Source organism: Afipia massiliensis, from assembly GCF_001006325.2.
GTDB classification, from domain to species: domain Bacteria; phylum Pseudomonadota; class Alphaproteobacteria; order Rhizobiales; family Xanthobacteraceae; genus Afipia; species Afipia massiliensis_A.
Genome location: NZ_LBIA02000001.1, coordinates 2485237 through 2510675, shown reverse-complemented (window position 1 = coordinate 2510675; position 25439 = coordinate 2485237). Strand labels below are relative to the sequence as shown.

Genomic DNA, 25439 nt, shown 5'->3' with positions numbered 1-25439 from the left:
TTTGAGTGCGGAAATCCGGTCTTTTTCAAGCAAGGCTTGTGCCAGTTTCGTCCGCTTTACTTCCATGGTTGGGTTAAATGCTCGTCCTTAACTCCACTTGTCCTATTTATGGTATGTTAGTATCATCTGTATTGGCCGCACGCCGTCAAGTTTTTTCAGCAATCGGGCACGCTCACAGCAAGGCCGCCCCGCGACGTTTCCTTGTATTTCGTCTGCATATCGGCCCCGGTATCCCGCATCGTACGGATAACCTGATCCAAAGTGACGTGGTGCGACCCATCGCCGCTTAGCGCCAGCGAAGCCGCGTTGATGGCTTTGATCGCGCCAAAAGCGTTGCGCTCGATGCAGGGGATTTGCACTAGTCCGCCGATCGGATCGCACGTCATCCCGAGATGGTGCTCCATTCCAATCTCCGCGGCATTTTCGATCTGTCGGCAGCTGCCGCCCAGCGCCGCAGCAAGGCCGGCCGCAGCCATGGAGCATGCCACGCCTACCTCCCCCTGACACCCGACTTCAGCACCCGAGATGGATGCATTCATCTTGCACAACGCACCGACTGCCGCGCTGGTCAGGAGAAAAATCCTGACTCCGTCCTTGGAGGTTCCCTCGCAATGATCGGTGTAGTATCGCAACACGGCAGGAATCACGCCTGCCGCACCGTTGGTCGGCGCGGTGACAACACGCCCACCTGCCGCGTTTTCCTCGTTCACAGCAATCGCATACAGGCTCGCATAATCCATTGCTGCGATCGAATGCCGCACATTGCGCGTCTCCGACATCAGCAACCTGGCATGCAGGGAGGGCGCGCGGCGCTTGACCTTCAAGCCCCCCGGTAATTCGCCATCGGTCCGCATTCCCCGGTCGATGCAATCAAACATCACCGCCACGAGACGATCAAGCCGGTCGTGGACCAACGCTTCATCCGCAAACACAGCTTCGTTCGCGAGCACCGCCTGCGCGATCGAAAGACCGGAGCGGTCGCACATCTCGATCAATTCAGCCGCGCTGCGATAGTCGAATGGAACCTCGGAGGAGAATTCTGCCGAACTCACCTCGCCTTCCCGCTGAACGAATCCGCCGCCGAGCGAGTACCAGGTTTCCGCCTTCAGTTCGTGACTATCCTGATCGAACGCCGCAAACCTGATGGTGTTCGGATGAACCGGCGTCGGTCCGTCAAACTTGAAAACGATATCCTGCACTGGATCGAAATGAACCGTTGTTCCATCCTTCAGTATCAGCTTGCTTGTCGCCGCGATGACACCCACATGGCGATCGGCATCATCAGGAACTACAGATTCCGGAGAGAAACCGGAAAGCCCGAGCATAACCGCCTTGTCCGTCCCGTGACCGCGCCCGGTCCACGCAAGGGATCCGAGCAAGGTGACTTGCAATCGCTTCAGGCGAGAGCGCTGAGACTCATCGAGAGCCGTTACAAAGGCCTCAGCGGCCTTCATCGGACCAACCGTATGCGACGATGACGGCCCGATCCCGATCTTGAACAGATCAAAAATACTGATCATGACGGGTGATCGGGCATCGTCCGCTCCAGCTTTGGCTGTTACTTCGCCTTCAGCCTTGGAATGATTTCCTTCGCGATCGTCTCGACCTGATCCATTCTGTACTTGTAGGGCACGAAGATGATCTTCTGGACGCCGACGGCCTGGTGCGCCTTCAATTGCTCGACGCATTCGTCCACTGAGCCCATGATCGCGCTGTCGCGCGAGCAATCGCTGTGCTCAGGGAAATCCCATTCCTTGTTCAGCCAGTCCATCATCTCATCTTGCACTGCGGCTTTCGACGGACCGATCATGATCGGCAGCTGAGATGCATTGAGAAGCTTGTCAGGGTCCTTGCCACCCTCCTTCGCGAAGTTGCGAAGCTTGGCCCACGATTTTGCGAACGCCTCCGGCGAATAGAAATAAGTCAGCCAGCCATCACCCACGGTCGCTGCACGCTGGAGAACCCTGTCGACGTAACCACCGATCAAGATCGGCAGGGTAGGCTGCTGTGCCGGCTTCGGATACATGACGGCGGCCGAGATGTTGTGCGCTAGATACTTTCCATCAACCATCGGCTCCGACCACAGACGGCGCATGATCTCCAGATTCTCATCCATCAGCTTGCCGCGCTTTTCGAACGGAATGCCCATGGCATCGAACTCGCGCTTGTACCAGCCCGACGCCATGCCCATTAGCAGGCGGCCGCCCGAGAACTGATCCATGCTGGACAATTGCTTGGCCAGGGCAACTGGGTTGCGCAGCGGCAGAACAAGAATACCGGTGCCAAGCTTGATCTTGCTGGTGCGCGCGGCGATCGCAGTCAGCGTCGTCAGCGAGTCCAGGATTGGGAAGTGCGGATCTACACCGAGAAGGATGTGATCCCAGACCCAGAGCGAATCGTAGCCCAGCTCTTCGACGCGCACACCGTAGTCAACCAGCGCCTTCGCGTCCGGCATTTCGGGATAAGCGGTAAAGTTGCGTGCGGCGATACCGAACGTATTCGACAGTATGGTCATGTTGCTTCCTCGTTTTCTTATGCGATGAAGAGGCGATCGGGATCGAGCATTCGCAGGGTGATAAGTTCGTGTTCGGTAGGTGGTTCTGTGATGCTGACCTGATCGTCAAAGATCAGATCGAAACCAGTGTTGTCCTGAACCTGCTCGCGCGTGATGCCAGGATTGAGGGCAAGGACCTTCATCCGGCGCGAGGTCTCGTCGAAACCGAACACTGCAAGCTCTGTGATCACTCGAAACATACCGCCTTCCGGAAGCCCGCTTTCTGCGCGGGACTTTCCACCGCGGATGAAGCCAGGGCTGGTGATGAAATCCACCTGATCGACGAAGCGGCGCTTTTCATGCTTCATCGCAACGATCATGTTGGTCAGGCTGGAGATATCGTTGCCGCCGCCGGTTCCGGGAAGCCGCGTCTTCGGCTTCTCCGGATCGCCGATGAAGGACGAATTCAGATTTCCATACTTGTCGATCTGCGCGCCGCCCATGAAACCGACATCGACGTATCCGCGCTGCAACAGCAGTAAGACTTCGGCGCTGCCTAGCACCATATTGGCGCGCTTGGTGCAGCGCTGGTCGTTGGTCGATGGCGGCAATTTGCCGGGCTCGACGAAAGCGCCGATCACGCCGCCTTCAAACAGGATTGTCAGGCCGGGGCAACGCAGACGTTGCGCCAGTGTCGCTGCCAGCAAGGGAACGCCGATGCCGGCGAACACAACCTGCCCTTCCTTAAGTTGGCGCGCGCTCAGAATCGCCAGCATTTCGGAGGCTGTATGACGGTTCTGTTCAGTCATCGAAAATGCTCCTGCCCCTGCGGCTCGCCGTCACGATTTCGTCCATGCCAATCATCGCGAGGAAATCATTCCAGGTTTTCGGGCCGTAGACATACTCGTCGAGATATTTCTTCATTCCGCCGACGGGATCGCCGTTCACCTGCGCCACATAGGCGTCGAGGTGCTTCATCATGGGCTCGTAGACGCCGTAGCATTCATGAGGGGCGGAGCCGTAAGGCACCTCAACCACCGCATCGACGCAGAAGAATGGAATTTTGGTCTGGTCAGGCGCACGGCGGATCTGATTGTTGGAAACGATCCGCTCCGTCGTCAGGATCACGCGGTTGGCGGCCATGGCGAGATCGATGTCCATGAACTGCAGGCCGTCAATCTGGGCGTTGCCATAAGCATCGCAGCGCTGCACGTGAATCAGCGCGACGTCGGGGTTCAACGCCGGTGCAAGCAGAAGCTTCTCGCCGGTATACGGACAGTCGAACTCTTTCGCTTCCGGGCGTATCCGGCCCACATCGGAACCGAGCATCGAGCGCATTGGCATGAACGGAACGCCCATGGCGCCGGCGCGAAACCGCATGCCCATGCCCATGTGGCTCCACTCGTCGTAACGCGCCGCTCCACCCTCGACGTGATGACGCATCACCTTCGATAGGCCCCACAGGATGCCCTGGGCGAACCAGCTCGAAATGATGTGATTGGATACACCCGATCCGAGCAGCAGGTCGCCGTCGGTCGAAATAATGCAGCGCGAGCACGAGAGCTCTTTCTTTCGCGCCCGGATCAATTGCCAGATCATAGCCATCGGCGTTCGCGATATGGTCGAACCGCCGATGCCCACTGACGCACCGTCGCTGACGAAGGACGCAGCTTCTTCGAGCGTCACCACCTTTTCGCGAAGACTCCGATCGCGACGCGACAGACTCTCTCGCAGCTTCTGATATGGCTGGACTGTATCTCGACCTACACTCATGACCTTGCCTTGCCTGCCATTTCGGCCTTGTGCTGCGGCCCGAAGGCCTCGGCGTTGAAGTCCTCGATCAGCCGGTCCCATTCCGGAAGGCTGTCCGCGAGACCACTCCAGAACAACTGGTGCCTGCGGCGCTCAAAGTCTTCGACGCTAACGCCTTGCTGCTCGACCCAAGTGTAATAGCCGAGGTTGAAAACCTGCCGCCGCAATTGATCCGTGAGCTCCATGACATTGTCGGTTGCGACCGACCCAAGGCAGGAGCCGAAAATCTCACCCGCATTCACTTCGTCAAACGATGCGAAATGCTTCGCGCGATAGCTGTCGCGCTCGCTGTCGTAAAGCGATGAGCTGTCTGTCGCGACGGTAACGATGACATCGTCCGGCCCGTAGTGAAGTTGCTTTGCCAGCTTGATCGACGCGACGATGTTGGCGAAGCCGGAAATGCCGACGTCCGCGAACGCCGCAATCAGACCAGCATCGAGATTCTGCCGCTTCTGAAGATATTTGCGACCGACGTCCGAACCGAACAGCAGGTTAAGGCCGTCGCTGACGCGATCCGAAACGCCGATCACGACGTCGGTGTTCATCACATTATGGATGAACGGAATATGCTTGTCGCCGATGCCTTGAATGTTGTGCTCGCCGTAGCCGTTGTTCAGCATCGTCGGGCATTCCAACGCTTCGACCGCAGCGATCTGCGTTCCATGCCGCTTCTTCAGATAGTCGCCGGCCGCAATGGTTCCCGCCGAACCTGTGGCCGAAACGAACGCAGCGAGGCGCCCCTGCCCAGCGCCCTTGAACGCGAGGAACGCCTGCTCTGCCGCACTCCCGGTGCAGGCGTAATGAATGATGTAATTTGAAAAAGCCGAAAACTGGTTGAGAATGACGTTCTGCGGATCACGATCGAGCTCCGCGCACTTGTCGTAGATTTCCTTGACGTTGCTCTCGGTGCCCGGCGTCCGCACGATATCGTCCGGATGCGCAACCCATTTTTCAAGCCACTCGAAACGCTCGCGGCTCATGCCCTCGGGAAGCACGGCAACGCCGCGGCACCCAAGGACGCGCGACACCGACACGCCCCCGCGACAATAGTTTCCGGTCGACGGCCAGATCGCCTTCTGATGCTCAGGATCGAAGCGCCCCGTCACAAGCTGCGTCGCCAGAGCCGAATAGGCAGGCAACACCTTGTGGGCGCCGATCATCGGAAAACGCCGGCCAAGCAGCACAACAATCGGCGCTTTTACACCCGTGAGCGATTCCGGGAGCACGAGATAGCCCGGCACATCGATCCGGCTGGCGCGATCGGCTCCATTGTACCAATGGACACGCCAAAGATTTCCTGCATGCGGCTCATCTGGCGCGACATCCGCCAGCGCCTTCGACGCAGCGGCAGGAATGCTGGACGGATTGGCAAGCTGAGAGAACGTCGGCATCACCACGCCGCGCTCGCGGACCCGCGCGATGGCTCGCGCGCGCTGTTTGCTATCGACTATTTCGGGATTGATGACCGAAGACATCGCCAAACTCTTTCAGGCTCACACCGATTTGAATGATACTAACGTTAGTAAAATAGGATGTCTAGACCGGCGCGACGGGTCCTACGAAATACTTGCGGCATGCGCGTTTTTATCACTATTGCCCGCCATTCGAGCAGCAGCCGCGTCAAACGAACGCAACCGAACGTCCTCTTCTGCATTGCGATAAAATGTCGTCCGCTGCCTTGGAATGCGCCCGGCCGACAGAATGATCGCCTCCATATCTTGCGGTGTCATTTCCTGACCGTGGGATGCACCAGCCGAACGCGAAATGCTCTCGTCCATCAAGGTGCCACCAAGATCGTTGACACCGGCAGCCAGACACTGACGGACGCCCTCAGCACCGAGCTTCACCCAGGACGCCTGGATGTTGAGAACATGCGGATTGAGAACCAGCCGCGCGACCGCATGCATCAGAATCGCTTCGCGGAACGTGGGACCCGGCCGCGCACGCCCCTTGAGATAGATCGGTGCTTCCATGTGAACGAACGGAAGCGGCACAAACTCCGTAAAGCCGCCGGTATCTGCTTGCAGATTGCGGATACGCAGCAAATGACGTGCCCAATGCCGATAACCTTCGATGTGGCCGAACATGATGGTCGCGGTCGAGCGGAAGCCTACTGTATGCGCAGCGCGCATCACATCGAGCCACTGCTGCGTGTTGATCTTGTCAGCACACAATATCGCGCGGACCTCGTCGTCGAGAATCTCAGCCGCAGTGCCCGGCAGCGTACCGAGGCCCGCCGCCTTCAACTCGCGAAGAAATTCGATCACCGGAATTCCCAACGTCTGGGCGCCCTGATGAATCTCTAACGGCGAGAACGCGTGCATGTGCATCTGCGGCACAGCCTCTTTCACCGTCCGGCAGATATCGAGATACTTCTGTCCGGTATAGGATGGATGAATACCGCCTTGCATACAGACTTCGGACGCGCCGCGTTCCCACGCTTCGACCACACGCCCCGCGACTTCACTCATCTCGAGATCGTAAGGCCGTCCACGCAGGTTCTCGCTCATCTTGCCTTTCGAGAAGGCACAAAACTGACACTTGAACGAGCAGATGTTGGTATAGTTGATGTTCCGCGTTACGACGTAGCTCACCGTGTCGCCGTTCTTCTCACGACGCAATTCATCGGCTGCGCGGCATATAGCTGCAAAGTCATCACCACGGGCGCGGAACAGATCAACAATCTCCGCTTCACCGAGCGCGTCGCCTCGCTGCGCTTTCGCCAGCACCTGAGCAAGGTTCGCGGACGGCTTGACTGATGACGCTCTTTGAATCCATCCAAGTTCGCTCGTCGGCAGTTGACCAACATGCCCGGGACACCAATCGTCCACGCGAGGAGCACCGTCACCATCGATGTGATTGAGAATCGATGTTCGCAGGCTCTCATCAACCCAACGGCTGGTGTCGCGCGCAAACGCCGGATAGATCGCAAGACGCTCGACGAGATCCTTGCCCGTAGCCTTGGTCGCCGCTTCGAGAACACGCAGATGAGGCCACGGCGCTTCAGGATTGACATGATCCGGCGTCACCGGCGACACGCCACCCCAGTCATTGATACCCGCAGCCACGAGTCGGCCCAGCGCGCCCGGGCTCAAGTTGGGTGGCGCCTGAATGTTCATCTCAGGATCGAAAATCAACCGCGCGATCGCAATCGTCCAGAGGTGGTCTTCAACATCCGGTGACTCAGCATTCGCCATGCGCGTGCCAGCCTTTGGACGGAAGTTCTGGACGATGATTTCCTGAATGTGCCCGTACTGGTCGTTGAGATCACGCAGTGCAAGCAACGAGTCGATACGCTCCTGTCGCGTCTCGCCAATACCGATGAGAATACCGGACGTGAACGGCACGCTCCGTTCACCGGCCAATCGCATCGTTTCGAGGCGCGCGGCCGGCACCTTGTCCGGCGAACCATGATGGGCACCACCTTTTTCGCCGAGGCGATCCGATATGCTCTCCAGCATAATGCCCTGAGAGACTGAAACCTTCCGCAGGGCGTCGATGTCTTCTCCGCTCATCAGGCCGGGATTGATATGCGGAAGCAGGCCTGTTTCGCGAAACACAGCAGCCGCAGCTTCCGCGACATACGACAGCGTGGTAGGATGGCCTAGCCTGTCGAGTTCTTCGCGGGCGACGCGGTAGCGCAACTCAGGTTTATCCCCCAGTGTAAACAACGCTTCCTTGCATCCCGCCTTCTTGCCTGCCTGCGCAATGGTAACCATCTGCTCGATCGAAAGGTAAGGCTTTTCACCATTACGCGGCGCATGCGCGAACGTGCAGTAGTGGCAAACGTCCCGGCAAAGCTGGGTCAGCGGAATGAAAACCTTGCGCGAATACGACACCTTTTGTCCGTGAGCGGCGTCACGCCGCGCAGCAGCGGTGGCAAGAAGCTGATCCAGATCGCCGGTGTGAACGAGATCAGAGGCCTCCTCGCGGGTAAGGCGGCGGTCCAGCGGAAATTCCCGCAGCAAAGAAACGACCGTCATCACATATGCCTCACACAGAGCGGCAGCGCACCGACACCCAAGCGGATTGAAATATTCAATTCCACGAGTAGCGCCGCAGTCAGCGAATACTTCCTGGTCACCATCGGCGCGACCAGGTCTTGCGGGCGATCGATATCCCGTCCGATGCCGTCTGAGCTGACGACGCCGCACGGAAGGCCCTTCACCCGAGACTGCATCTGGTGGCGCAAATAGCTGTCTTCACCGAACTTGGGCACGATCATATCCGGCGCGCGCATAGCGAGAGCGTTGGTACCGCCATCGGACAAGGCTGGCGCCAGCACCACCGGATGATGCTGAAGTTCATCGATGATCGCCCGCAGATCGCTTGCGGTCGCGAACGGCACATCGGCCGGAATAATCAGCGCCCCCGCCGTCGCATCGAGCGCCCCCAGGCCTTGCTGAACCGCCGCGTTAACGCCAGCTTCCATGCCATCGTGGATTACCCGTGCATCAAACAGCGTGGCAAGCTTTGCCACCATCGGATCGCTGGTGACGACCATGATGCCAGCAAGGTCGGAGGCGCACAGCGTCGTCAAAACTTCATGCAACATGGTACGTGCAAGTTTGACCCGCTCATTTCGCGACAAAACCGGCGCAAGCCGCTGTTTGGCGTGGCTCAGCCGTTTGACGGGAACAATGGCCCAGATGTTTGAAGGGTTGTCAGCGAACGTTTCCATCACGTCACTTTCCTTCTCTCAGCGTCCGCCAGCCGCACAGCGAAATCCAGGCAATCGGCCGCCAGCCGATCACGATCCTCTAAACTCCGCATCCATGTGGATTTCACGTACACGGGCATATCAATCTTGCCGGCATCGCCACGATCGGTCTCGTCAATGATCAACCCATCGATGAAACGATAGTGCCGGGCGATCGCGACGGAATCCGCCGGCACGCCGAGTTCCGCCATGATCTTTGCCGTCGGGCCCTTCACTGCCTGCCCGCCGATCAAGGGAGAGATCGCGACAATCGGCGCGGTCACATGATCGAGAGCCTTGCGAATACCTGAAACTGCCAGAATGGGATCGACGCTGAGATACGGATTCGACGGACAAATAATGACGGCGGCGAGGTTTGGATTTCCGAGCGCCGCCAGAACCTGACTAGAAGCCGCGGCCCGTTCTGCATTCCTGAATTCAAGTCGCTTTACCACCGGCGCGCATTGCAGCCCGACGAAATAGCGCTGGAACGGCAGAGGCCCATCAGCCGTAATCACCATGGTCTCGACGCGATCGTCCGACATTGGGAGGATGCTTGCCGCAATCCCCAGCTGGCGCGCGACCGCCGTTGTGAAATCCGTGAGAGATACCCCTGCTCGCAGCGCGCGCGTACGTTCGACGTGCATGGCGAGATCGCGGTCGCCGAGTCGAAACCATGTCTCGCCGCCGAGGCCGCCCAGCGACTCCATGAAATTCCAAGTCTCGTCCGCCCTGCCCCAGCCGCGCTCGACGTCGCTGAGCCCCCCGAGTGTATAAAGAACAGTGTCGATGTCCGGCGAAACATGCAGGCCGAGATGCTCGAAATCGTCACCGGTGTTAACGATCACGGTCAGATCAGCGCCGATCAGGCGTTCCAATCCCAGTGCCAGCTTGGCACCTCCGACGCCACCGCACAGCGCAACCACGGGCCGTCCGCGCAGAGGTAATGTCGATTGAACATTCATCGGAACATGTCCCGTTCACGCGGGCGCACCAGCGCCGAAGCAGGGCGTGAGGCAGCGTCGAATGCCAGCCCGCGAACGACTACCACCGGCAACCCCTCCGCCGCCTGCCCCATCAGCAGCGAGGCACCGGCCGCGATTTCATCGGCCACCGCGATTTCCGTCATCTGCATCGGCCGGCCGAACATGTCCGGCGCACCAATCATGTCGAGCAGCGACGGCAAACCCGCGGCACCAAGAGCAACGCCAACGACGCCATTCCGCCAGGGACGCCCGAAGCTGTCGTTGATGACGACTCCGACATTGACGCCGAATGCTGTATCAAACCGCGTTTTCAGCTCAGTCGCGGCCGCGTCGGGATTGCGCGGCAGCAACAGCACGCGCTCTTCGCCGTTAACGTGCTCGATGTTCGATTGGTCAATGCCGGCATTGGCCATCACGAATCCAAGCCGATGCGCGACGATCATGATGTTGGGACGATGGCGCACGACCTCTTCGGATTCTGACAGAACCACTTCGATATAACGTGGGTCCTTGCCGATCTGGCCGGCAAGCGTTCGTGCTTTCTCCGACGGAACCACGTCCTTCAATGCGACGTAGCGGTTCTCAGCCTTCGACACGATCTTCTGGGCGACAACGACGATGTCGCCGGATATCAGCGGAAGTTGCGCCGTGTTTAGGGACTCAACAACGAGCGCAGCAAGATCATCGCCCGGAGCGATGAGCGGGATACCGGGCACAGCATGATATGTGACGCTCTTCGCCATCAACTGCAATCATTGCGGAACGGGCGTTGGAAGCCCGGTGATGCGGATGCCCGCGCCTGGAACCTTGTAGCGACGATTGATTCCGATCAGAACTGACGTCAGCGCTTCGGCCGCAGCAGAATTGGCGAGAACCCCGCCATCGATACCGCAGGTGGCCACTTCATTGGCCAATCCGATCACGATATCACGGGATTCCTTGTCGTTGCCGAACACCAGCACGTCGCAATCGGCACGGCCACCTGCGTGAAGCTTGGTGGCGCCGACATTATGAAATGCAGACACCACCTTGACGCCCTCACCGAGCAATGTCTGCGCAATCTGCGCCGCCGACCCCTCGGGTGGAAGTTGCACCACGGATACTTTTGGCGGCACAAGCGGCACGGCGGCATCGACGACAATCTTGCCCTGTACCGCGTCTTTCACTTCGCACAATGTCGCCTCGTGACTGCCAAACGGCACCGCAAGCACAACGATATCGGCGGATTTCGCCGCTCCGACATTATCGTCACCGCGCGCAGCGCCACCAAGTTCCTTCGCGAAAGCCTGGGCTTTCTCGGCCGAGCGCGAGCCGACAACGACGGAATAACCCGCAGCGAGCCACCGCTTTGCGAGGCCAGAGCCGAGATCGCCGGTGCCTCCGAGAATAGCAATGGTTGGCTTTTCGCTCATGTAACAGGCCTTCCTTCAGATGCAAATGTCAGCGACGAATGTTCAGTCGATTGGCATTTCGGGCAACGTCACCATCTTGACCCCAGCCTTCTCCAGCCCCTCACGCACCTGCCTGGCAAGCGCCACCGCGGTCGGCTCGTCGCCGTGAACGCAGAGCGAGTGTACCTTGCAGGGAATCTGCTTGCCGCTACGAGTGGTGATGAAATTGTGGACCACCATGTCGACGACCTGCTTGGTCGCAACTGCCGGATCCTTGAAGACCGAACCCGGAATCTTGCGCGACGTCAGGTTGCCGTCGTCCTCGTACTGACGGTCGCAGAAACCTTCGAGCGCGACCCTGAGACCGAGACTGCGTCCAGCCTTTTCCATTTCGGAGCCGGATAGCGCGAGGTAGATGATACTCGGATCGACGGCCTTGATCGCTCGGCCGATCGCCATCGCGTATTCCTTGTTTTCCGCGGCCATGTTGTTCAACGCGCCGTGCGGCTTGAGATGCGTGACCTTTACGCTGGAATACGACGCCATCGCCTGCAACGCCCCGATCTGATAGGCGACCATGTACTCCAGATCCTCTGGACGCATGTCGATGCGACGACGGCCGAAACCCCAAAGATCGTTAAAGCCCGGATGAACACCAATGGTAACGCCCTCACGCCTGGCGTTCTCGACAACGCGACGCATCGTCAGCGGATCGCCGGCGTGAAAACCGCAGGCGATGTTTGCCGATCCGATAATCTTCAGAATGCCGTTATCATCGCCGATATCGTAAGCGCCGAAGCCTTCCGCCATGTCAGCATTGAGATTGATCTTGATGGTCATTACTCACTCCGAATTTAGCACGAATGGCGGAAGCGTAGTTTTCAGGCTCCGCAAGCCTAAGGTACTATTATTAGGAAGACAATACCTTTGATCGGGCACCGCCGCCTTACCGGGATCCAAAAAGCCGCCGGAACAAGCCCTTGAGCCGGCCGGCGATCACAGAGAACACTAGCGATCCTGCGTCGAGCCCGGCATCGGCCGCGGGCAAATCTGCTGCTGTCTTGCCTCCCAGCCGAGCTTCGAGGTTTTTCACGAAAGCCGCGGTCAGACGCGCAGCTACATCCTGGACGATGCCTGCGCGGCCGAACTGCGCCAGCATTCCGGTCAGCGTGTAGCCTACGTTCACCGCCACTTCAGTGGACCGACCGTCACTCGTCGGCACTAGACGGTAGGTTATCATTCCGCGCGTCGAGGAGCTGCTGCGGGCGTCACTTCCCGCGCCAATAATTTTCCCGGAATAGGAACCTTCGTCGCGTTCGATCTCGGCCTGGCCTCGGAACTCGGCTGAGATCGGCCCCACCTTGACGCGAATCTGCCCGTTGACATGATCGGCTTTTGGCTCACCGATCAGGCTGGCGCCCGGCAAACACGACGCAACGTCCTGCACGCGGCCGAACATCTCCCACACCTGCTCGCGCGGATAGTGGACAATGAAATTCTGGTCGAATGAGTTTTGCGGCGTCCAGTCGCGGTCGATCAGCGCTTTCGAAGCCGCAGACACCATCTGTGGCGCTGACGATGCAGCGCGAGCGGGCGCAGCGCCCGCAACCATAACACTGGCATGACCGGAGCCAGCAGGACCTACTGCGGAACGCCCGCCCCCAACAATCGGCGCGATCTCACGCGCGAGTCGCGCTGTGATCACGCTCTTGATGGCGCGAATGATGCCGACGTAACCGGTGCAGCGGCAAAGATTGCCACTCATCGCGACACGAATGGCTTGTTCATCCGGCGAAGGGCTTCGCGCAACCAGATCGCGCGCCGAGACCAGCATGCCGGGTGTGCAGTAGCCGCATTGCAACGCGTGTTCGCGCTTGAACGCCTCACGCAGCTCGCGCGTGATGTCATCGTCATCGAGGCCCTCAATGGTGACGACATCGGCGCCGTCGCACGCGACAGCAAAGGTAATGCACGAGCGAACCGGCACGCCATCGACCAGAATCGTGCATGCGCCGCAGACGCCGTGCTCGCATCCGAGATGCGTACCGGTGAGGTCGCGGCTTTCGCGCAGGAAGTCCGCGAGATGGGTGCGCGGCTCGACCGGACCCGAGACAGGTTTGCCGTTGACGTTGAGTGAAATCTGATTCATGAGCCGGCTGCCTGTCGAACGGCGCGCGAAAGCGCGACCGTATGAATTTGCCTGTCGAGTGCGTCCGTCATTCCGAGCGTTTGCAGCATCGCGTCGGCGGCATTCTGGTCAAAGTTCGCAAGGTTGTAAGTTCCGCCGAACACCGCCCGCGCATCGGTCAGCACCAGCGGCTTGCGTTCGGTCGCGCCGATGACAGCGCGGAACACGTTTCGCGAACGATCGAGCAGGACGGCGCCGATGGCATGCGCGTATTCGCCGGTCTTGCGGCAAACCTTATAGTAGCCCCATTGTGCCGACGAGGAGAGTGTCGGCACCCGGATGGCTTCCAACAATTCCCCAGGCCCCAGCACGGTTTCCAGCGCGCCGGTCACATAGGACTCAACCGCCATGGCCTGCGCGCCGTTCGCGCCGCGCACGATGGCTTCCGCGCCCAGCGCAGCCAGCGCCGACACCCAGTCCGCGGACGGGTCCGCATTGGTGAGGCTGCCGCCGATGGTGCCGCGATTGCGCACCGCGCGATACGCGATGCCGCTCGCGACACCGCGCATGGCGCCATTCGTCACATCGGGCACCCGGCCATCCTCGATATCGGCGTGGGTGACGCAGGCACCGACAACGAGATGATCCTTTTGTCTGTCGATGCGCTTCAACTCGGCAAGCGCGGTGATGTCGATGATGACATCAGGCTGAACCAGCCGCATGTTGAGCATCGGACCAAGCGACTGGCCGCCGGCCATCACTTTGGAATGAACGCTCTCATCCGCAAGCAAGCTGACCGCATCTGCAACTTGCTTCGGACGCTCATATGCGAAATTGACCGGCTTCACGATTTCGCTCCGTTTGACACGGCGTTGCCCGCTCCTCTCGCCTCAGCTGCAGCGATGGCTTCCAGCACGCGGCGAGGCGTGATCGGCGAGCACAGCAGTTCCGCGCCCAATCCCTTCAGCGCATCGTTGACCGCGTTGGCGATGGCCGCCGGCGGCGCGATCGCTCCACCCTCGCCGAGTCCCTTCACGCCAAATTCGGTATAGGGCGCGAGAGTCTCCATGTGGTCGAGGCGCGGCTCCGGCACCTCGGTCGGCCCGGGCAGCAGGTAATCCGCGAACGTGGATGCCAACGGCTGCCCATTGGTGTCGAACGGCATCTCCTCATACAGCGCGGTGCCGATGCCTTGCGCCAGACCGCCATAAATCTGGCCGTCGACGACCATCGGATTGACCAGCTTGCCGCCGTCCTCGACAATCACGTAGTCGAGGATTTCCACATCGCCCAGATCGGGATCGACCGCGACGGTCACAGCGTGGGCAGCGTAGCTGAACGTGCCGCTGTCGCGCTCTGGCTTGTAGCCGACGGTGGCTTCGAGACCTCCGCGATGAACGTCGGACGGCAAATCCTGAGGCCGCAGATACCACGCGCGCGCGATATCCTGCATACTGACTTCGCTCGCCGTCGAAATCACGCGACCATCGATGAATTTAACGTCCTCAACCTTAACCTGCAGCAGGCTTGCACCAATCCGTTTGGCACGATCTTCGATCTCGCGGCAGGCGCTTGCCACCGCACCGCCCGCCATCACCATGCAGCGCGAACCCCAGGTACCGGTCGAATACGGAGTGATAGCGGTGTCACCGAGAACCACTTTGATCTTCGACGTATCGATACCGAGAATTTCAAAAGCCACCTGGGCAAGCGTGGTTTCCAGACTTTGACCGTGCGAATGAACGCCGACACGCAGTTCGAGCCCGCCGTCCGGCGTGACGCGCGCAGTCGCCTGCTCGTGGCCAGGCACCATGGGAATTCCCCAGCCCGCATAGACCGAGGTTCCGTGCGCGCCCTGCTCGCAATAGATTGAAAGTCCAAATCCCAGCAGCCGCCCGTCCGGTTCGCCTTTCGCCTGCCGCGCGCGCAATGCCGGCAGATCGAAATGCGCCAGAGCGCGCTTCAGGGCTTCCGGGTAGTCGCCGCTGTCGAAGTGCTTCTTGGTGATGTTGTCGAACGGCATCTGCTCCGGTCGCACGAGGTTCTTGAAACGCACCTCGTGCGGCTCAAGCCCCGCTTCCCTCGCTATCGCATCGAGCACGAGCTCGATGGCGAAGCAGACGCCCGTGCGGGCGACGCCGCGGTACGGCAGGATAGGGCATTTGTTGGTCGCTGCGGACCACGTCTTGCACCGGTAGGATTCAAAATCGTACGGACCCGGCAGAATGCTCGCGACCTGTGCTGCTTCAAGGCACGCGGAAAATGGATAGGACGAATACGCTCCCGAATCGACCGTCGCTTCGCAATCGATGCCGCGCAGCCGCCCGTCCCGGTCGGCGTAGCCCGTAATGAGATAATGATGCTCGCGGCAGTTGGCCCCAGCCGTAAGATGTTCGCGGCGGTCCTCGATCCAGCGCACTGGATGTCCGCGCCGCATCGTCAGCCACGACAGGCAAACTTCCTCGGGCAGCAGAATTCCCTTGTAGCCGAAACCCCCGCCGACATCCGGTGAGATGACGCGGATGTTGCCGTGGTCAATCCCAAGACATCCGGACAGTCCAGTGCGATTAATGTGCGGCATCTGTGCTGCGCTGTAGACGGTGAGCTGCTCGAGGCGGCTGCTCCATGACGCCACCACGCCGCGCCCTTCCAGTGGGGCCATCGACTGCCGAGCGGTGCGGATTTCGCGTGTCACCTTGATCGGCGCGTCGAACGCTTTCTCGATATTCACGTCAACGAAGGCCTCGAGGAAAACGTTGTCGCCCCAGTGCTCGTGAAGCAGCGGCGCACCCGGTTCTCGCGCCTGCAACATATCGTAAACCGCAGGCAGCTCTTCCAGATCGAGTTCAACCGAAGCAGCAATGTCTTCTGCTTCCGCCCGCGTGCGTCCCAGACACATCGCGATAAGCTCGCCAACCTGCCGCACCTTATCGACAGCAAGTACCGGCTGTTCCGAGACCTTAAATCCCGGCAAACCTGAGACCGCACGAATAGGCTTCACGCCAACCAGATCGGCAGCGATGAAGACGCTGTCCTTATGTTGCGGTGGTATGAATATCCCGCGAATGCGCGCATGGGCGAGCGGACTGCGGACGAACGCCACATCCTGCATGCCGGCGAGACGAATATCGGCGACAAATTCGCCGCGCCCCCGCATCAGGCGGTCGTCTTCCTTGCGCAAGAGCCGCGCGCCTACCCCTTGCTCAACCATGCCAAATTCCTTCGACGCCGATGAGAGATTACCTTGCCAAATTCATCCTATTTTTAGAACAATAGCAAGATACGGTTCATTGGGGGCTCGAAGAACAAAAGTAAGCTGCTGAAAAAAGTTGCTTACTGCGCTGGAACTAGGCTTTTCCCGATTTTCGCCGCGCCAGATCGACGGCCTTGTGCGCGTTCCGGGCTTTCTTGTCGCGCTGCGGCTTGGTACCCAGAAGGTCCATTTGCAACTTGATGCTTTCGCTGCGGTAAATGATATCGCCGACATAGATCGCGATTCCTCCGTCATCGATGACCACGCAGTGGGCTTCGACAGTCGGCGCGCCGATCGAAATCTTCAGAAGATCGGCGATTTCGGGATCGGCGCTGCCGATGGTCAGCGTCTGATGCGCTTCCGACAGCGTAATTTCATCCATGGCGTCGATGGTGACCAGCGCGGCTGCGTTCTTGAACCGCACAGGGCTTAGATCGAAGACCTCCCGCGCCAGAAGAAGATTGACGACAGAATACGGATCCTCGTTGCGATACTGGACGCTGCGCAGCTTGACGTAGCTGGAGGCAAGATCGCCGTCGGAATCGCCCAGAACAGGTGGCGCCACGCCTTCATCGATCGCCAGTCGCCGCGGCACGTTGTCCTTCAGCGATTCGATCAACGTGTTCCAACTGGTCGCGAGTTTCACCCAATGCCGGTCCTGGGTCTTTTTCGAGACAAAGGTACCAAGTCCTTGACGTGCCTGAAGCAGGCCTTCTTCGCGCAGAATATCCACGGCTTGCCTCACCGTGACGCGCGCCACCTCAAACTCGCGTTCGAGCTCTTCTAGAGTGGAAATTTTTTCCCCAGCGCTCCACTGTCCGGACTGAATCCGCGTCCTCAATACCGAGGCGACCTGGATATACAGGGGCACTCTGCTCCGGTCGTATGCCTTTAACAGTCTGGACACATTATCACTTCTTCTGGAATCTGGGACTCGCAGCGAAGATCATAACTGACCCCGACATCAAAGCAATGCGCTAGCTGAAGTCGCCTCTCGCAACACAAATGCAAGCATTCCCCCACCCGCTTTGCAGGAGAACAACAATTTTGCGGCGCGCTGCGCGAATGCTCGCAGGCAAATTTGACGTAATAGTACTATCTTTAGTACTATAATATCAATGGACGGGTGGGATAGATGGCTGATTTCCGGATTTTAAAGGCCGCGGACAGCGCTCTCGTGGTCGAGTTTGGATCGACGATCGACCGCAAGACCAGCGATCGGGTGCTGGCGCTGGCCGAGGTTTTGGAACAAGCCAGATTGCCGGGCGTGACCGAGGTCGTCGCAACATTCCGCTCGCTGAGTGTAAATTACGACTCACTGACGACCACTGGCAGCGAGCTCGAGCAGGCGATTGCGGCATTCGTGGATGAGCCAACCCAATCGTCCCACAGCAAGCGGCTATGGGATATCCCCGTTTGCTACGATCCGAAGTTCGCGCCCGATATCGAGGACGTGGCGAAGTCGATTGGCCTATCGGTGGCGGAAGTCGCAGCACTCCATGCCGGCACGCAATACCATGTCTACATGATCGGCTTCGTCCCGGGTTATCCATATATGGGGGACTTACCGGAAAAATTGCAATTGCCCCGCAGATCCGACCCGCGCACGCGCGTCCCACCCGGCTCGCTCGCTATCGCGACCAGCATGACTGCGGTCTATCCATATGAAAGTCCCGGTGGCTGGCACCTGATCGGAACCTCGCCTGTCCACTTCTTTGACGCGGCGTCGGCAAAAGGCGCCCTTCTCGGACCCGGCGACGGCGTAAAGTTCAGGCCGGTCACGCCTGACGAGTTCGCTCACATCCACACGGCCGTGGAACGCAACGATTACGTCCCGAGCAGCGTGGAGCTCGCGGCTTGATCCCGATTCTCAAAGTGATCACCCCGGGTTTTCACACCACCGTGCAGGACGAAGGGCGGCGCGGCTTCCAGCATGTCGGCGTGCCGGTGTCGGGTGCACTCGACCGCAATGGCTTCATGCTGGCCAACGCGCTGGCCGGAAATGCGCAAAACGCTGCATGTCTGGAAATCATCGGCTCCGGTCCGGAGCTCGAAGTCGTCAGCGCGTCCGTACGCCTCGCGCTGGTCGGCAGCGGGGGCGGCCTTGAGATCAGCGGACGCGAAAATCCATTCGTCCGTTCGGGACAAACAACGCGGCTGACCAAGGGCGAGACCGTGCGCGTGCGTCTCGGCGGCGATGTGTTCTGTTCTTATCTGGCCGTCGAAGGCGGCTTCGATGTGCCGCTGTGCCTCAACAGCAGATCGACCTATACCCGCGCGGGCTTTGGCGGACTGTCGGGCCGGCAGCTCCGAAGCGGCGACGCGCTGCACGGATCGATTGACGACGTAACGGCGCGTGATGAAATCACGTTGGGCGAACAGCGCGATCTTCGTTTCGATCAACCGATCCGCGTCGTTCTCGGGCCACAGGACAACTACTTCACCGAAGACGCTATCCGGGAACTCCTGTCCGGCATCTACACCATCACGCCGGCATCTGACCGGATGGGCTTTCGTCTCGCAGGCCCCGTTCTCGCGCATAAAAGCGATTACAACATCGTATCGGATGGCATCGTCGCCGGATCGATTCAGGTACCTGGCTCAAAACTTCCCATCGTTCTGATGGCCGATGCGCAGACGACGGGCGGCTATCCGAAGATCGCCACCGTTATCTCCGCGGATTTGCCGCAGCTTGGCGTCCGCGGTGCCGGACGCACGGTGAAATTCCAAGCCGTGTCACGCGAGGAAGCTGAAGCGATCCATCGGGCCGAGCATCAGAAAATCCTGAACATCATTCAGGACATCAAGCCTTTGAGCGAAACGCACGGCATCAACCTCAAGGCGTTGTATACGTGCAACCTGATCGATGGCGTCGTCGATGCAAAAGCCTGATGATTGGGCTTCCGATATTAACCGTGCTCAACGTTTCGCACTACGCCGGCACCAGAACGCCCGGATCGATGCCGGTTAAGTTCTTGTAGATCGTTGGATCGGTCGCGCCTTCCGTATTGAACAGCAGCACACGCGAATGAGAGTCGAGTCCGATTAGTTCCCGACCGTGTGGATCGGCAGCGGCAGCCAGCAGACCCGCAAGGCCGGCGCCGCCGCTTTCGCCTGCAATGACGCGGCTGGTCCCGTTTTCCGCGGCCGCCAATTGTTGCATTGCTGCGATCGCGTCGGCATCGCACACCGTCATATAGACATCGGCGAGACGCGACAGGATTCCCCATGCCAACATCGAGGGCTCATAGCATTCGAGCATCGCCATAACGGTCGGCTCGACCGGCGCGATCTTGACTGGCGCGTCGACTTTGTTGCTCGCAAAAAGGCACGCCGCGCGATCAGGCTCGACGATAATGAACTTGGGCCGTGCTGGGCCGATATCCAGCGTCAGACTGGCGGCCATCGCTGCAGCAAAACCTCCCACGCCCGCCTGCAGAAAGACATGTGTCGGTGGCCGCTCCAGCTCGGCCAAAATCTCGGACACCATCACAGTATAACCCTGCATCACGAGGCGCGGGATGCGCTCGTAACCCGGCCACGACGTGTCGGACACAATGATCCAGCCGTTGGCGTGACAGACGCGCTCCGCCTCCGCGACCGCGTCGTCATAATTGCCGGCAACTTCAACGACATTGGCCCCGAAGCGCGCAATCGCCGCGATGCGCTCGGGACTGACACCCTCATGCACGAAAATATTCGCGCGGCATCCCGCAAGATTGGCGCCGGCGGCAACCGAGCGGCCATGATTGCCATCCGTCGCGCAGCCGACATTGAGGTTGCGCACCACCGTTCTGACATCGGGATCAAGCAGTTCACTCGCGTTCACCACACGGCCAAGCACTCGGCTCGCTTCTTCAAGAGCGAGACAGACGACCGCGTAGGCGCCGCCCAGTGACTTGAAACTTCCAAGCCCGAACCGGCCGCTTTCATCCTTGATGTGGACCGATTGAATGCCGACGGACGCGGCCAAGCCGTGGAGTTCGCGCAACGGCGTTGCACGATAGCTCGGATGCAGGCGCAGCATCTCTAAAGCTTTCGCAGTGGCATCGGGCCCAAACATCTGCCGGTCCACCGGCAACAGGGGCCTGCTGTAGCAATCGCTGTTGTTACGTTGAATCATGTCCGCACCTCTTCTGGATGCAAAATTAACTCACTTGACCTGATAAAACTGGGCTGATTTGATGTAGATTACGCAATAATTTTGCAGAACGAGCATGCCTCCCAAAAAATCCATTCAACTGGACGATTTCGACCTCGCAATCCTCGATCAGTTGCAGATCAACAATCGGACGTCGCTCCAGGAGATCGGGCAGTCAGTCAATCTCTCAGCCGCCGCAGTCCAACGGCGTGTGCGGCGGATGGAGGACGCACGCGTCATTCAATCGAACGCCGCAATCGTCGATCCGGCCAGCGTTGGTCGCCCCATCACCATTATCGTGGAGGTGCAGGTCGACAGCGAACACGCCGACTTGATGGACTCGGCGCGCAGTGAGTTCGCGGCTGCTCCCGAGGTGCAGCAGTGCTATTACGTAACCGGTGCCGCCGATTTCATTCTCGTGCTCACGGTATCGACGATGGAGGAGTATGAGCAGCTCAGTCGCCGTTTGTTTCTCGAGAACAAGAACGTGAGGCACTTTAATACGTTCGTGGCAATGAACCGGGTGAAAGCCGGTCTCAGAGTGCCGTTGAGCCGTACATGACTTGTTCTGCCGGTGGCAGCGTGACGCCGCACACCTTGAGGCACATTGCGGCAATGTGATTCATGCAGGCCGGCGTCGACAAATGGGAAGCTGCGGGCTTTCTCAGCATGACCGTCGAACTGCTTGACCGAGTCTACGGCCATCATCACCCGCAAGCCATTGGCTATTTGCCCCGAAACGAAAACTGGCCGAAACGTTGGCAATGATCGGAGACCCCGCTCAGCACCGACTCAAGCTGTTGAAAACAATGGTGGGCCCGGCAGGACTCGAACCTGCAACCAGACCGTTATGAGCGGTCGGCTCTAACCATTGAGCTACAGGCCCCGCCGGTCCCCCGCCACAACGGCGGACAACGGTGCAAGCACCCCATACAATGACCGCCGCCGCCGGGCAATCCAAGGTCCACGCCACCCGGAACATATCCCGGCCTCCTGGCGCGGTTGGCTACATTTTCGAGGGCTTTCTATCGAAAACGGCATTGGGCCGCCGTGATCCTCAGGCGACCTCGCCGGCCAGTTCATCGATCGCGTCATAGACCAGATCGAGGTCGCTCGTCGTACTGCAATAGGGCGGCATGATGTAGATCGTGTTGCCGAGCGGCCGGACCAGCAACTCGCGCGCGAGAAACCCGCGATAGAGGCGCGGGCCGATATCGGCCAGGTAGCCCGCGTCCTTCGCCACGATATCGAGTGCCGCGATGGTTCCGATCTGACGCAGATTGGCAAAACGCCGGTCGTCGCGAAACCGCGTGAGCCTGTCTTTATGTAATGCTGCGATTGAACCGATCCGCTCCATCACCGGCTCGCGCTGCCAGATTTCCAGATTGGCCAATGCAGCCGCGCACGCGACCGGGTTCGCGGTGTACGAACTGGAATGAAAGAACGTCTTGCTGCGGTCGGTCGAATAGTGCGCGTCAAAAATGTCGGCACGGCACAGCGTCACCGCCAGCGGAACAGAGCCTCCCGTCAGGCCCTTCGAATAGCACGCAATGTCGGGAGCGATGCCGGCCTGTTCGCAGGCGAACAGCGTGCCGGTCCGCCCCCACCCAGTCATGACTTCATCAGCGATGAACAGAACATCGTGCGTTTCGCAGACACGCTTCATTTCCGCCAGAACGCTCGCCGGATAGATCAGCATGCCGCCCGCACCGAGAATGAGCGGCTCGACAATCAATGCGGCAACGTCGTCGCGCTTGCACGCCACGTGCAGCGCGTCCAGCGTCACCTCTTCACGACCGGCGGCAGGAAACGGAATTCGCTCGACGTCGAACAGCAGCGGATCGTACGGCGCGTTAAACACGCCGCGCTCACCGACGGACATGCCGCCGATGGTGTCGCCGTGATAGGCACCCTCCAGCGCCAGAATCCGGCTCCGTTTGATGCCGCGATTTTGCCAGAACCCCAGCGCCATTTTCAGCGCAACTTCGACCGAGGTCGATCCGCTGTCGGAGAAGAAGACATACTCAAGCTCTGGCGGCGTAATCTCAACCAGATGCCGCGCCAGTTTCTCCGCCGGCTCGTGCGTGAAGCCTGCGAAAATCACCTGATCCAGCCGGTCGATCTGATCCTTGATAGCTTTCACGATGTGCGGGTGGCGATGACCATGGGTCACCACCCACCACGACGAGATCGCATCAAAAATGCGGCGACCGTCGGCCGCCTCGAGCCAGGCTCCCTCGCCCTTGGAAATCAGCGTCGCTTCGGGTTGGACCGCATGCTGCGTGAATGGATGCCAGACCGGAGATTTTGTCATTGGCCTGAGCCTTTCAGAAAGTCATCGGCATTGAAATGCTGCGCAAACGCCGCGCGCAGATTTTCACCCGTGAGCGATGCGAGAAGCGGCAGCCTGCCGAGATGCCGGGTCTGACCAAGCTGGCAGATAATTCGCTCAGATTCGACATTTTCGTCACCGATGAACGCGACGCCAAGCAAGGGAACATTGCGGGCGCGCAGAGCCTCGATCGACAACAGGCTATGATTGATGGTGCCAAGCGTGGTGCGTGCGCACAGCGCAACCGGGGCAGCCCATTGGGCCATGACATTTATATAGGTCAGATTCTCCGCCAGTGGGACCATCAGACCACCAGCGCCTTCGATCACCAGAGGCCGATCTACATCCGGCAATGCGAGCATGTGCGGATCAATCGTAACGCCGTCGATCTTCGCCGCAAGATGCGGCGAGGCCGGCGTCTTCAGCCGGTACGCCTCGCGCAGCATGCGCTGTTCGGGGAGACCAGATAGCCGCATCACAGTTTCGCGGTCGGTCTCCTCGTCAAGACCGGCCTGTACCGGCTTCCAGTAAAATGCATCGAGCGCGCCGGCGAGTGCGGCGGCAAAGATAGTCTTGCCGATCCCGGTATCCGTCCCGGTGACGACGATGCGGGCGCTCATGCTGCTTTCCGCATATCTTCGGCAAGCGCCTCAAACAACTCCGCAACCACCGCTTCATCGACATTCAGTGTCAGCGCAATGCGCAGGCGCGCAGTCCCCTCGGGAACGGTCGGCGGACGTATCGCGCGAATGTCGAATCCGCGCTGCTGAAGGGATGCAGCAACAGCGACTGCTGCGCGGTCAGCACCAATGACGACAGGAATGATCTGCGAGCCGGACGGCGCTATACCGCAGCGGCGGCTAAGCTCGCCACTTGCGAACTGCACCAGACCCGCCAGCCGCTCGCGACGCTCCGGATTGGTTCTGGAAATTTCAAGCGCGGAACGCGTAATCGCTGCCGTCAGCGGCGACGGTGCCGTTGCAAAGATGAAGGGCCGCGCACGATTGACCAGAAAATCGCGGATCGTGCGCGGCGCCAGGATAAATCCGCCGACAGTCCCCAACCCTTTGCCGCAAGTATGCAACGTGATGACGTTGTCGCGTCCTTCGAAGGGAGCAGCTAGCCCCCTCCCCTGCGGGCCGAGCACGCCGGTCGCATGCGCTTCGTCGATCACGACCATCGCCTCATGACGATCGGCAACGGCGAACAACCCCGCAATGTCCGGGCTGTCGCCGTCCATGCTGTACAGGCTCTCGACCGAAATCCAAGGCCGGCCCTTGCCACCGGCTGCACGCCAGCGGGCAATCGCGGCATCGAATGCATCGATGTTGTTGTGTGCGACCGCGACGCGATCGGCGCGGCCGCTGCGCAGGCCTTCATGCACACTGGCATGAACCAGTTCATCATGAACAACGAGATCGCCGCGTTGTGGCAGTGTCGAGAAGATCGCATGGTTGGCGACAAAGCCGCCGCCGAAATAAAGCGCGGTTTCTGCGCCGAAGTAAGTCGCAGCCTCGACCTCGAGTGCTTCATGCTCGGGATGATTACCGCGCAGCAGGCGCGAACCGCCCGCGCCAACCGGAACGCCCCGCGCGATGGCGTCAGAGGCAGCACGTCTCAGTTCATCGGATTCGGCGAGGCCCAGATAATCGTTCGATGTGAAATCAATTCCGGCGCGGCCACGAAGTGAACGCAGTCGACCACGGCTCGCGAGATCGTTCAAATCGGCTTCGAATTTCTCAAGCATGCAGCGCTCCGTCGACGTGAAGAAACCGGATACGGTTAGCAGCAGCTGCCGGTCAACGACTTGTGTGGACCATCCACTTCCGCAGACGACGCTAAAGCTTCTGGTTTCTTTCATTGACGAGAACCACGCGCGGCTGGAACTGCCGCGCTTCTGCCTCGTCGAAACTCGCATAGGATACGATGATGACCTTGTCGCCCATCATCGCGAGCCGCGCTGCCGCTCCGTTCAGACCAATAATGCCTGAGCCCGCAGGCGCCTCGATGACATAGGTCGAAAAACGGGCGCCGGTATCGATGTTGTAGATATCGACCCGTTCGTTGATGAGAAAACCGGCAGCATCAATCAGTGTGCGATCGATCGAGATCGACCCTTCATAATGCAGGTCCGCCTCCGTCACGCGTGCGCGGTGGATCTTGCCCTTCATCAGCGTGACGTGCATCGACCTGCCCTGGTTCC

Annotated in this window: 23 protein-coding genes and 1 tRNA gene; 3 read left to right on the top strand and 21 right to left on the bottom strand. The window is 59.7% G+C overall.

Features of this window, described 5'->3' with window-relative positions; all coding sequences use genetic code 11:
* Positions 1–155: 155 nt before the first annotated feature.
* The 15 genes from YH63_RS11975 to YH63_RS11905 form a co-directional block, all read right to left on the bottom strand.
* Positions 156–1520, bottom strand: coding sequence for an L-serine ammonia-lyase (locus YH63_RS11975; protein WP_046827409.1), 1365 nt, complete (start codon positions 1518–1520; stop codon positions 156–158).
* 38 nt (positions 1521–1558) lie between these two features.
* A complete protein-coding gene (locus YH63_RS11970; RefSeq protein ID WP_046827410.1) occupies positions 1559–2515 on the bottom strand; it encodes an LLM class flavin-dependent oxidoreductase in 957 nt (318 codons plus the stop codon).
* Positions 2516–2532: 17 nt separating this feature from the next.
* A complete protein-coding gene (locus YH63_RS11965) occupies positions 2533–3303 on the bottom strand; it encodes a 3-oxoadipate--succinyl-CoA transferase (protein ID WP_046827411.1) in 771 nt (256 codons plus the stop codon).
* Positions 3296–4267: a CoA transferase subunit A gene (locus YH63_RS11960; protein ID WP_046827412.1), complete on the bottom strand. Its 972-nt coding sequence runs from the start codon at positions 4265–4267 to the stop codon at positions 3296–3298. Before YH63_RS11960 ends, YH63_RS11965 begins: the two co-directional genes overlap by 8 nt.
* Positions 4264–5781 (bottom strand): pyridoxal-phosphate dependent enzyme, encoded by a 1518-nt coding sequence (locus YH63_RS11955; protein ID WP_046827413.1) that lies wholly within the window; start codon positions 5779–5781, stop codon positions 4264–4266. The genes YH63_RS11960 and YH63_RS11955 overlap by 4 nt, the downstream gene beginning before the upstream one ends.
* Positions 5782–5862: 81 nt before the next feature.
* Positions 5863–8289: a 5-amino-6-(D-ribitylamino)uracil--L-tyrosine 4-hydroxyphenyl transferase CofH gene (gene cofH / locus YH63_RS11950; protein WP_046827414.1), complete on the bottom strand. Its 2427-nt coding sequence runs from the start codon at positions 8287–8289 to the stop codon at positions 5863–5865.
* Positions 8289–8987 (bottom strand): 2-phospho-L-lactate guanylyltransferase, encoded by a 699-nt coding sequence (gene cofC / locus YH63_RS11945; RefSeq protein ID WP_046827415.1) that lies wholly within the window; start codon positions 8985–8987, stop codon positions 8289–8291. Before cofC ends, cofH begins: the two co-directional genes overlap by 1 nt.
* Complete coding sequence (cofD, locus tag YH63_RS11940; RefSeq protein WP_046827416.1) at positions 8987–9970, bottom strand: 2-phospho-L-lactate transferase; 984 nt, start codon at positions 9968–9970, stop codon at positions 8987–8989. Before cofD ends, cofC begins: the two co-directional genes overlap by 1 nt.
* Positions 9967–10734 (bottom strand): coenzyme F420-0:L-glutamate ligase, encoded by a 768-nt coding sequence (gene cofE / locus YH63_RS11935; protein ID WP_046827417.1) that lies wholly within the window; start codon positions 10732–10734, stop codon positions 9967–9969. The genes cofD and cofE overlap by 4 nt, the downstream gene beginning before the upstream one ends.
* Positions 10735–10743: 9 nt before the next feature.
* Positions 10744–11403: an NADPH-dependent F420 reductase gene (gene npdG / locus YH63_RS11930; RefSeq protein ID WP_046827418.1), complete on the bottom strand. Its 660-nt coding sequence runs from the start codon at positions 11401–11403 to the stop codon at positions 10744–10746.
* Positions 11404–11445: 42 nt separating this feature from the next.
* Positions 11446–12222: a LamB/YcsF family protein gene (locus tag YH63_RS11925; RefSeq protein ID WP_083992574.1), complete on the bottom strand. Its 777-nt coding sequence runs from the start codon at positions 12220–12222 to the stop codon at positions 11446–11448.
* Between the two features lie 106 nt (positions 12223–12328).
* Entirely contained in the window at positions 12329–13531 is a 1203-nt protein-coding gene (locus YH63_RS11920; protein ID WP_046827419.1) for a xanthine dehydrogenase family Fe-S subunit, read from the bottom strand.
* Positions 13528–14358, bottom strand: coding sequence for an FAD binding domain-containing protein (locus YH63_RS11915; RefSeq protein ID WP_046827420.1), 831 nt, complete (start codon positions 14356–14358; stop codon positions 13528–13530). The genes YH63_RS11920 and YH63_RS11915 overlap by 4 nt, the downstream gene beginning before the upstream one ends.
* Entirely contained in the window at positions 14355–16721 is a 2367-nt protein-coding gene (locus YH63_RS11910; RefSeq protein ID WP_046827421.1) for a xanthine dehydrogenase family protein molybdopterin-binding subunit, read from the bottom strand. The genes YH63_RS11915 and YH63_RS11910 overlap by 4 nt, the downstream gene beginning before the upstream one ends.
* A gap of 136 nt (positions 16722–16857) precedes the next feature.
* Entirely contained in the window at positions 16858–17634 is a 777-nt protein-coding gene (locus tag YH63_RS11905; protein WP_246658048.1) for a GntR family transcriptional regulator, read from the bottom strand.
* 264 nt (positions 17635–17898) lie between these two features.
* Here YH63_RS11905 and pxpB point away from each other — a divergent pair, with 264 nt between their 5' ends.
* Positions 17899–18624, top strand: a complete 726-nt coding sequence (pxpB, locus tag YH63_RS11900) for a 5-oxoprolinase subunit PxpB (protein WP_046827423.1) — start codon at positions 17899–17901, stop codon at positions 18622–18624.
* Entirely contained in the window at positions 18621–19655 is a 1035-nt protein-coding gene (locus YH63_RS11895; RefSeq protein WP_046827424.1) for a biotin-dependent carboxyltransferase family protein, read from the top strand. Before pxpB ends, YH63_RS11895 begins: the two co-directional genes overlap by 4 nt.
* A gap of 40 nt (positions 19656–19695) precedes the next feature.
* Here YH63_RS11895 and YH63_RS11890 read toward each other — a convergent pair whose 3' ends face one another.
* Complete coding sequence (locus YH63_RS11890) at positions 19696–20886, bottom strand: diaminopropionate ammonia-lyase (RefSeq protein WP_046827425.1); 1191 nt, start codon at positions 20884–20886, stop codon at positions 19696–19698.
* A gap of 94 nt (positions 20887–20980) precedes the next feature.
* Between YH63_RS11890 and YH63_RS11885 the strand changes: the two genes are divergently transcribed.
* The gene (locus tag YH63_RS11885) at positions 20981–21466 is read left to right on the top strand and encodes an Lrp/AsnC family transcriptional regulator (protein ID WP_046827426.1); all 486 of its coding nucleotides are present in this window, start codon (positions 20981–20983) and stop codon (positions 21464–21466) included.
* Between the two features lie 248 nt (positions 21467–21714).
* Here YH63_RS11885 and YH63_RS11875 read toward each other — a convergent pair.
* From YH63_RS11875 to panD, 5 genes are all read right to left on the bottom strand, one after another.
* Positions 21715–21790: transfer RNA gene (locus tag YH63_RS11875), tRNA-Ile, on the bottom strand.
* Positions 21791–21961: 171 nt separating this feature from the next.
* Positions 21962–23218, bottom strand: a complete 1257-nt coding sequence (locus tag YH63_RS11870; RefSeq protein WP_046827427.1) for an adenosylmethionine--8-amino-7-oxononanoate transaminase — start codon at positions 23216–23218, stop codon at positions 21962–21964.
* Entirely contained in the window at positions 23215–23856 is a 642-nt protein-coding gene (gene bioD / locus YH63_RS11865) for a dethiobiotin synthase (RefSeq protein ID WP_046827428.1), read from the bottom strand. Before bioD ends, YH63_RS11870 begins: the two co-directional genes overlap by 4 nt.
* Positions 23853–24983 carry an 8-amino-7-oxononanoate synthase gene (locus tag YH63_RS11860; RefSeq protein ID WP_046827429.1) on the bottom strand — a complete coding sequence of 377 codons (1131 nt, stop codon included), beginning with the start codon at positions 24981–24983 and terminating at the stop codon, positions 23853–23855. The genes bioD and YH63_RS11860 overlap by 4 nt, the downstream gene beginning before the upstream one ends.
* A 91-nt stretch (positions 24984–25074) precedes the next feature.
* Positions 25075–25422 carry an aspartate 1-decarboxylase gene (panD, locus tag YH63_RS11855; protein WP_046827430.1) on the bottom strand — a complete coding sequence of 116 codons (348 nt, stop codon included), beginning with the start codon at positions 25420–25422 and terminating at the stop codon, positions 25075–25077.
* Positions 25423–25439: the final 17 nt, after the last annotated feature.

Excerpts from the sequence above, each read along its gene's own strand:
- YH63_RS11890 (WP_046827425.1), bottom strand. The coding sequence starts at position 20,886 with ATGATTCAACGTAACAACAGCGATTGCTACAGCAGGCCCCTGTTGCCG.
- YH63_RS11960 (WP_046827412.1), bottom strand. The coding sequence starts at position 4,267 with ATGAGTGTAGGTCGAGATACAGTCCAGCCATATCAGAAGCTGCGAGAG.
- cofE (WP_046827417.1), bottom strand. The coding sequence starts at position 10,734 with ATGGCGAAGAGCGTCACATATCATGCTGTGCCCGGTATCCCGCTCATC.
- YH63_RS11975 (WP_046827409.1), bottom strand. The coding sequence starts at position 1,520 with ATGATCAGTATTTTTGATCTGTTCAAGATCGGGATCGGGCCGTCATCG.
- YH63_RS11965 (WP_046827411.1), bottom strand. The coding sequence starts at position 3,303 with ATGACTGAACAGAACCGTCATACAGCCTCCGAAATGCTGGCGATTCTG.
- cofH (WP_046827414.1), bottom strand. The coding sequence starts at position 8,289 with ATGACGGTCGTTTCTTTGCTGCGGGAATTTCCGCTGGACCGCCGCCTT.
- panD (WP_046827430.1), bottom strand. The coding sequence starts at position 25,422 with ATGCACGTCACGCTGATGAAGGGCAAGATCCACCGCGCACGCGTGACG.
- npdG (WP_046827418.1), bottom strand. The coding sequence starts at position 11,403 with ATGAGCGAAAAGCCAACCATTGCTATTCTCGGAGGCACCGGCGATCTC.
- YH63_RS11870 (WP_046827427.1), bottom strand. The coding sequence starts at position 23,218 with ATGACAAAATCTCCGGTCTGGCATCCATTCACGCAGCATGCGGTCCAA.
- YH63_RS11955 (WP_046827413.1), bottom strand. The coding sequence starts at position 5,781 with ATGTCTTCGGTCATCAATCCCGAAATAGTCGATAGCAAACAGCGCGCG.
- YH63_RS11885 (WP_046827426.1), top strand. The coding sequence starts at position 20,981 with ATGCCTCCCAAAAAATCCATTCAACTGGACGATTTCGACCTCGCAATC.
- YH63_RS11860 (WP_046827429.1), bottom strand. The coding sequence starts at position 24,983 with ATGCTTGAGAAATTCGAAGCCGATTTGAACGATCTCGCGAGCCGTGGT.
- YH63_RS11910 (WP_046827421.1), bottom strand. The coding sequence starts at position 16,721 with ATGGTTGAGCAAGGGGTAGGCGCGCGGCTCTTGCGCAAGGAAGACGAC.
- YH63_RS11970 (WP_046827410.1), bottom strand. The coding sequence starts at position 2,515 with ATGACCATACTGTCGAATACGTTCGGTATCGCCGCACGCAACTTTACC.
- YH63_RS11920 (WP_046827419.1), bottom strand. The coding sequence starts at position 13,531 with ATGAATCAGATTTCACTCAACGTCAACGGCAAACCTGTCTCGGGTCCG.
- cofD (WP_046827416.1), bottom strand. The coding sequence starts at position 9,970 with ATGAATGTTCAATCGACATTACCTCTGCGCGGACGGCCCGTGGTTGCG.
- YH63_RS11925 (WP_083992574.1), bottom strand. The coding sequence starts at position 12,222 with ATGACCATCAAGATCAATCTCAATGCTGACATGGCGGAAGGCTTCGGC.
- cofC (WP_046827415.1), bottom strand. The coding sequence starts at position 8,987 with ATGGAAACGTTCGCTGACAACCCTTCAAACATCTGGGCCATTGTTCCC.
- bioD (WP_046827428.1), bottom strand. The coding sequence starts at position 23,856 with ATGAGCGCCCGCATCGTCGTCACCGGGACGGATACCGGGATCGGCAAG.
- pxpB (WP_046827423.1), top strand. The coding sequence starts at position 17,899 with ATGGCTGATTTCCGGATTTTAAAGGCCGCGGACAGCGCTCTCGTGGTC.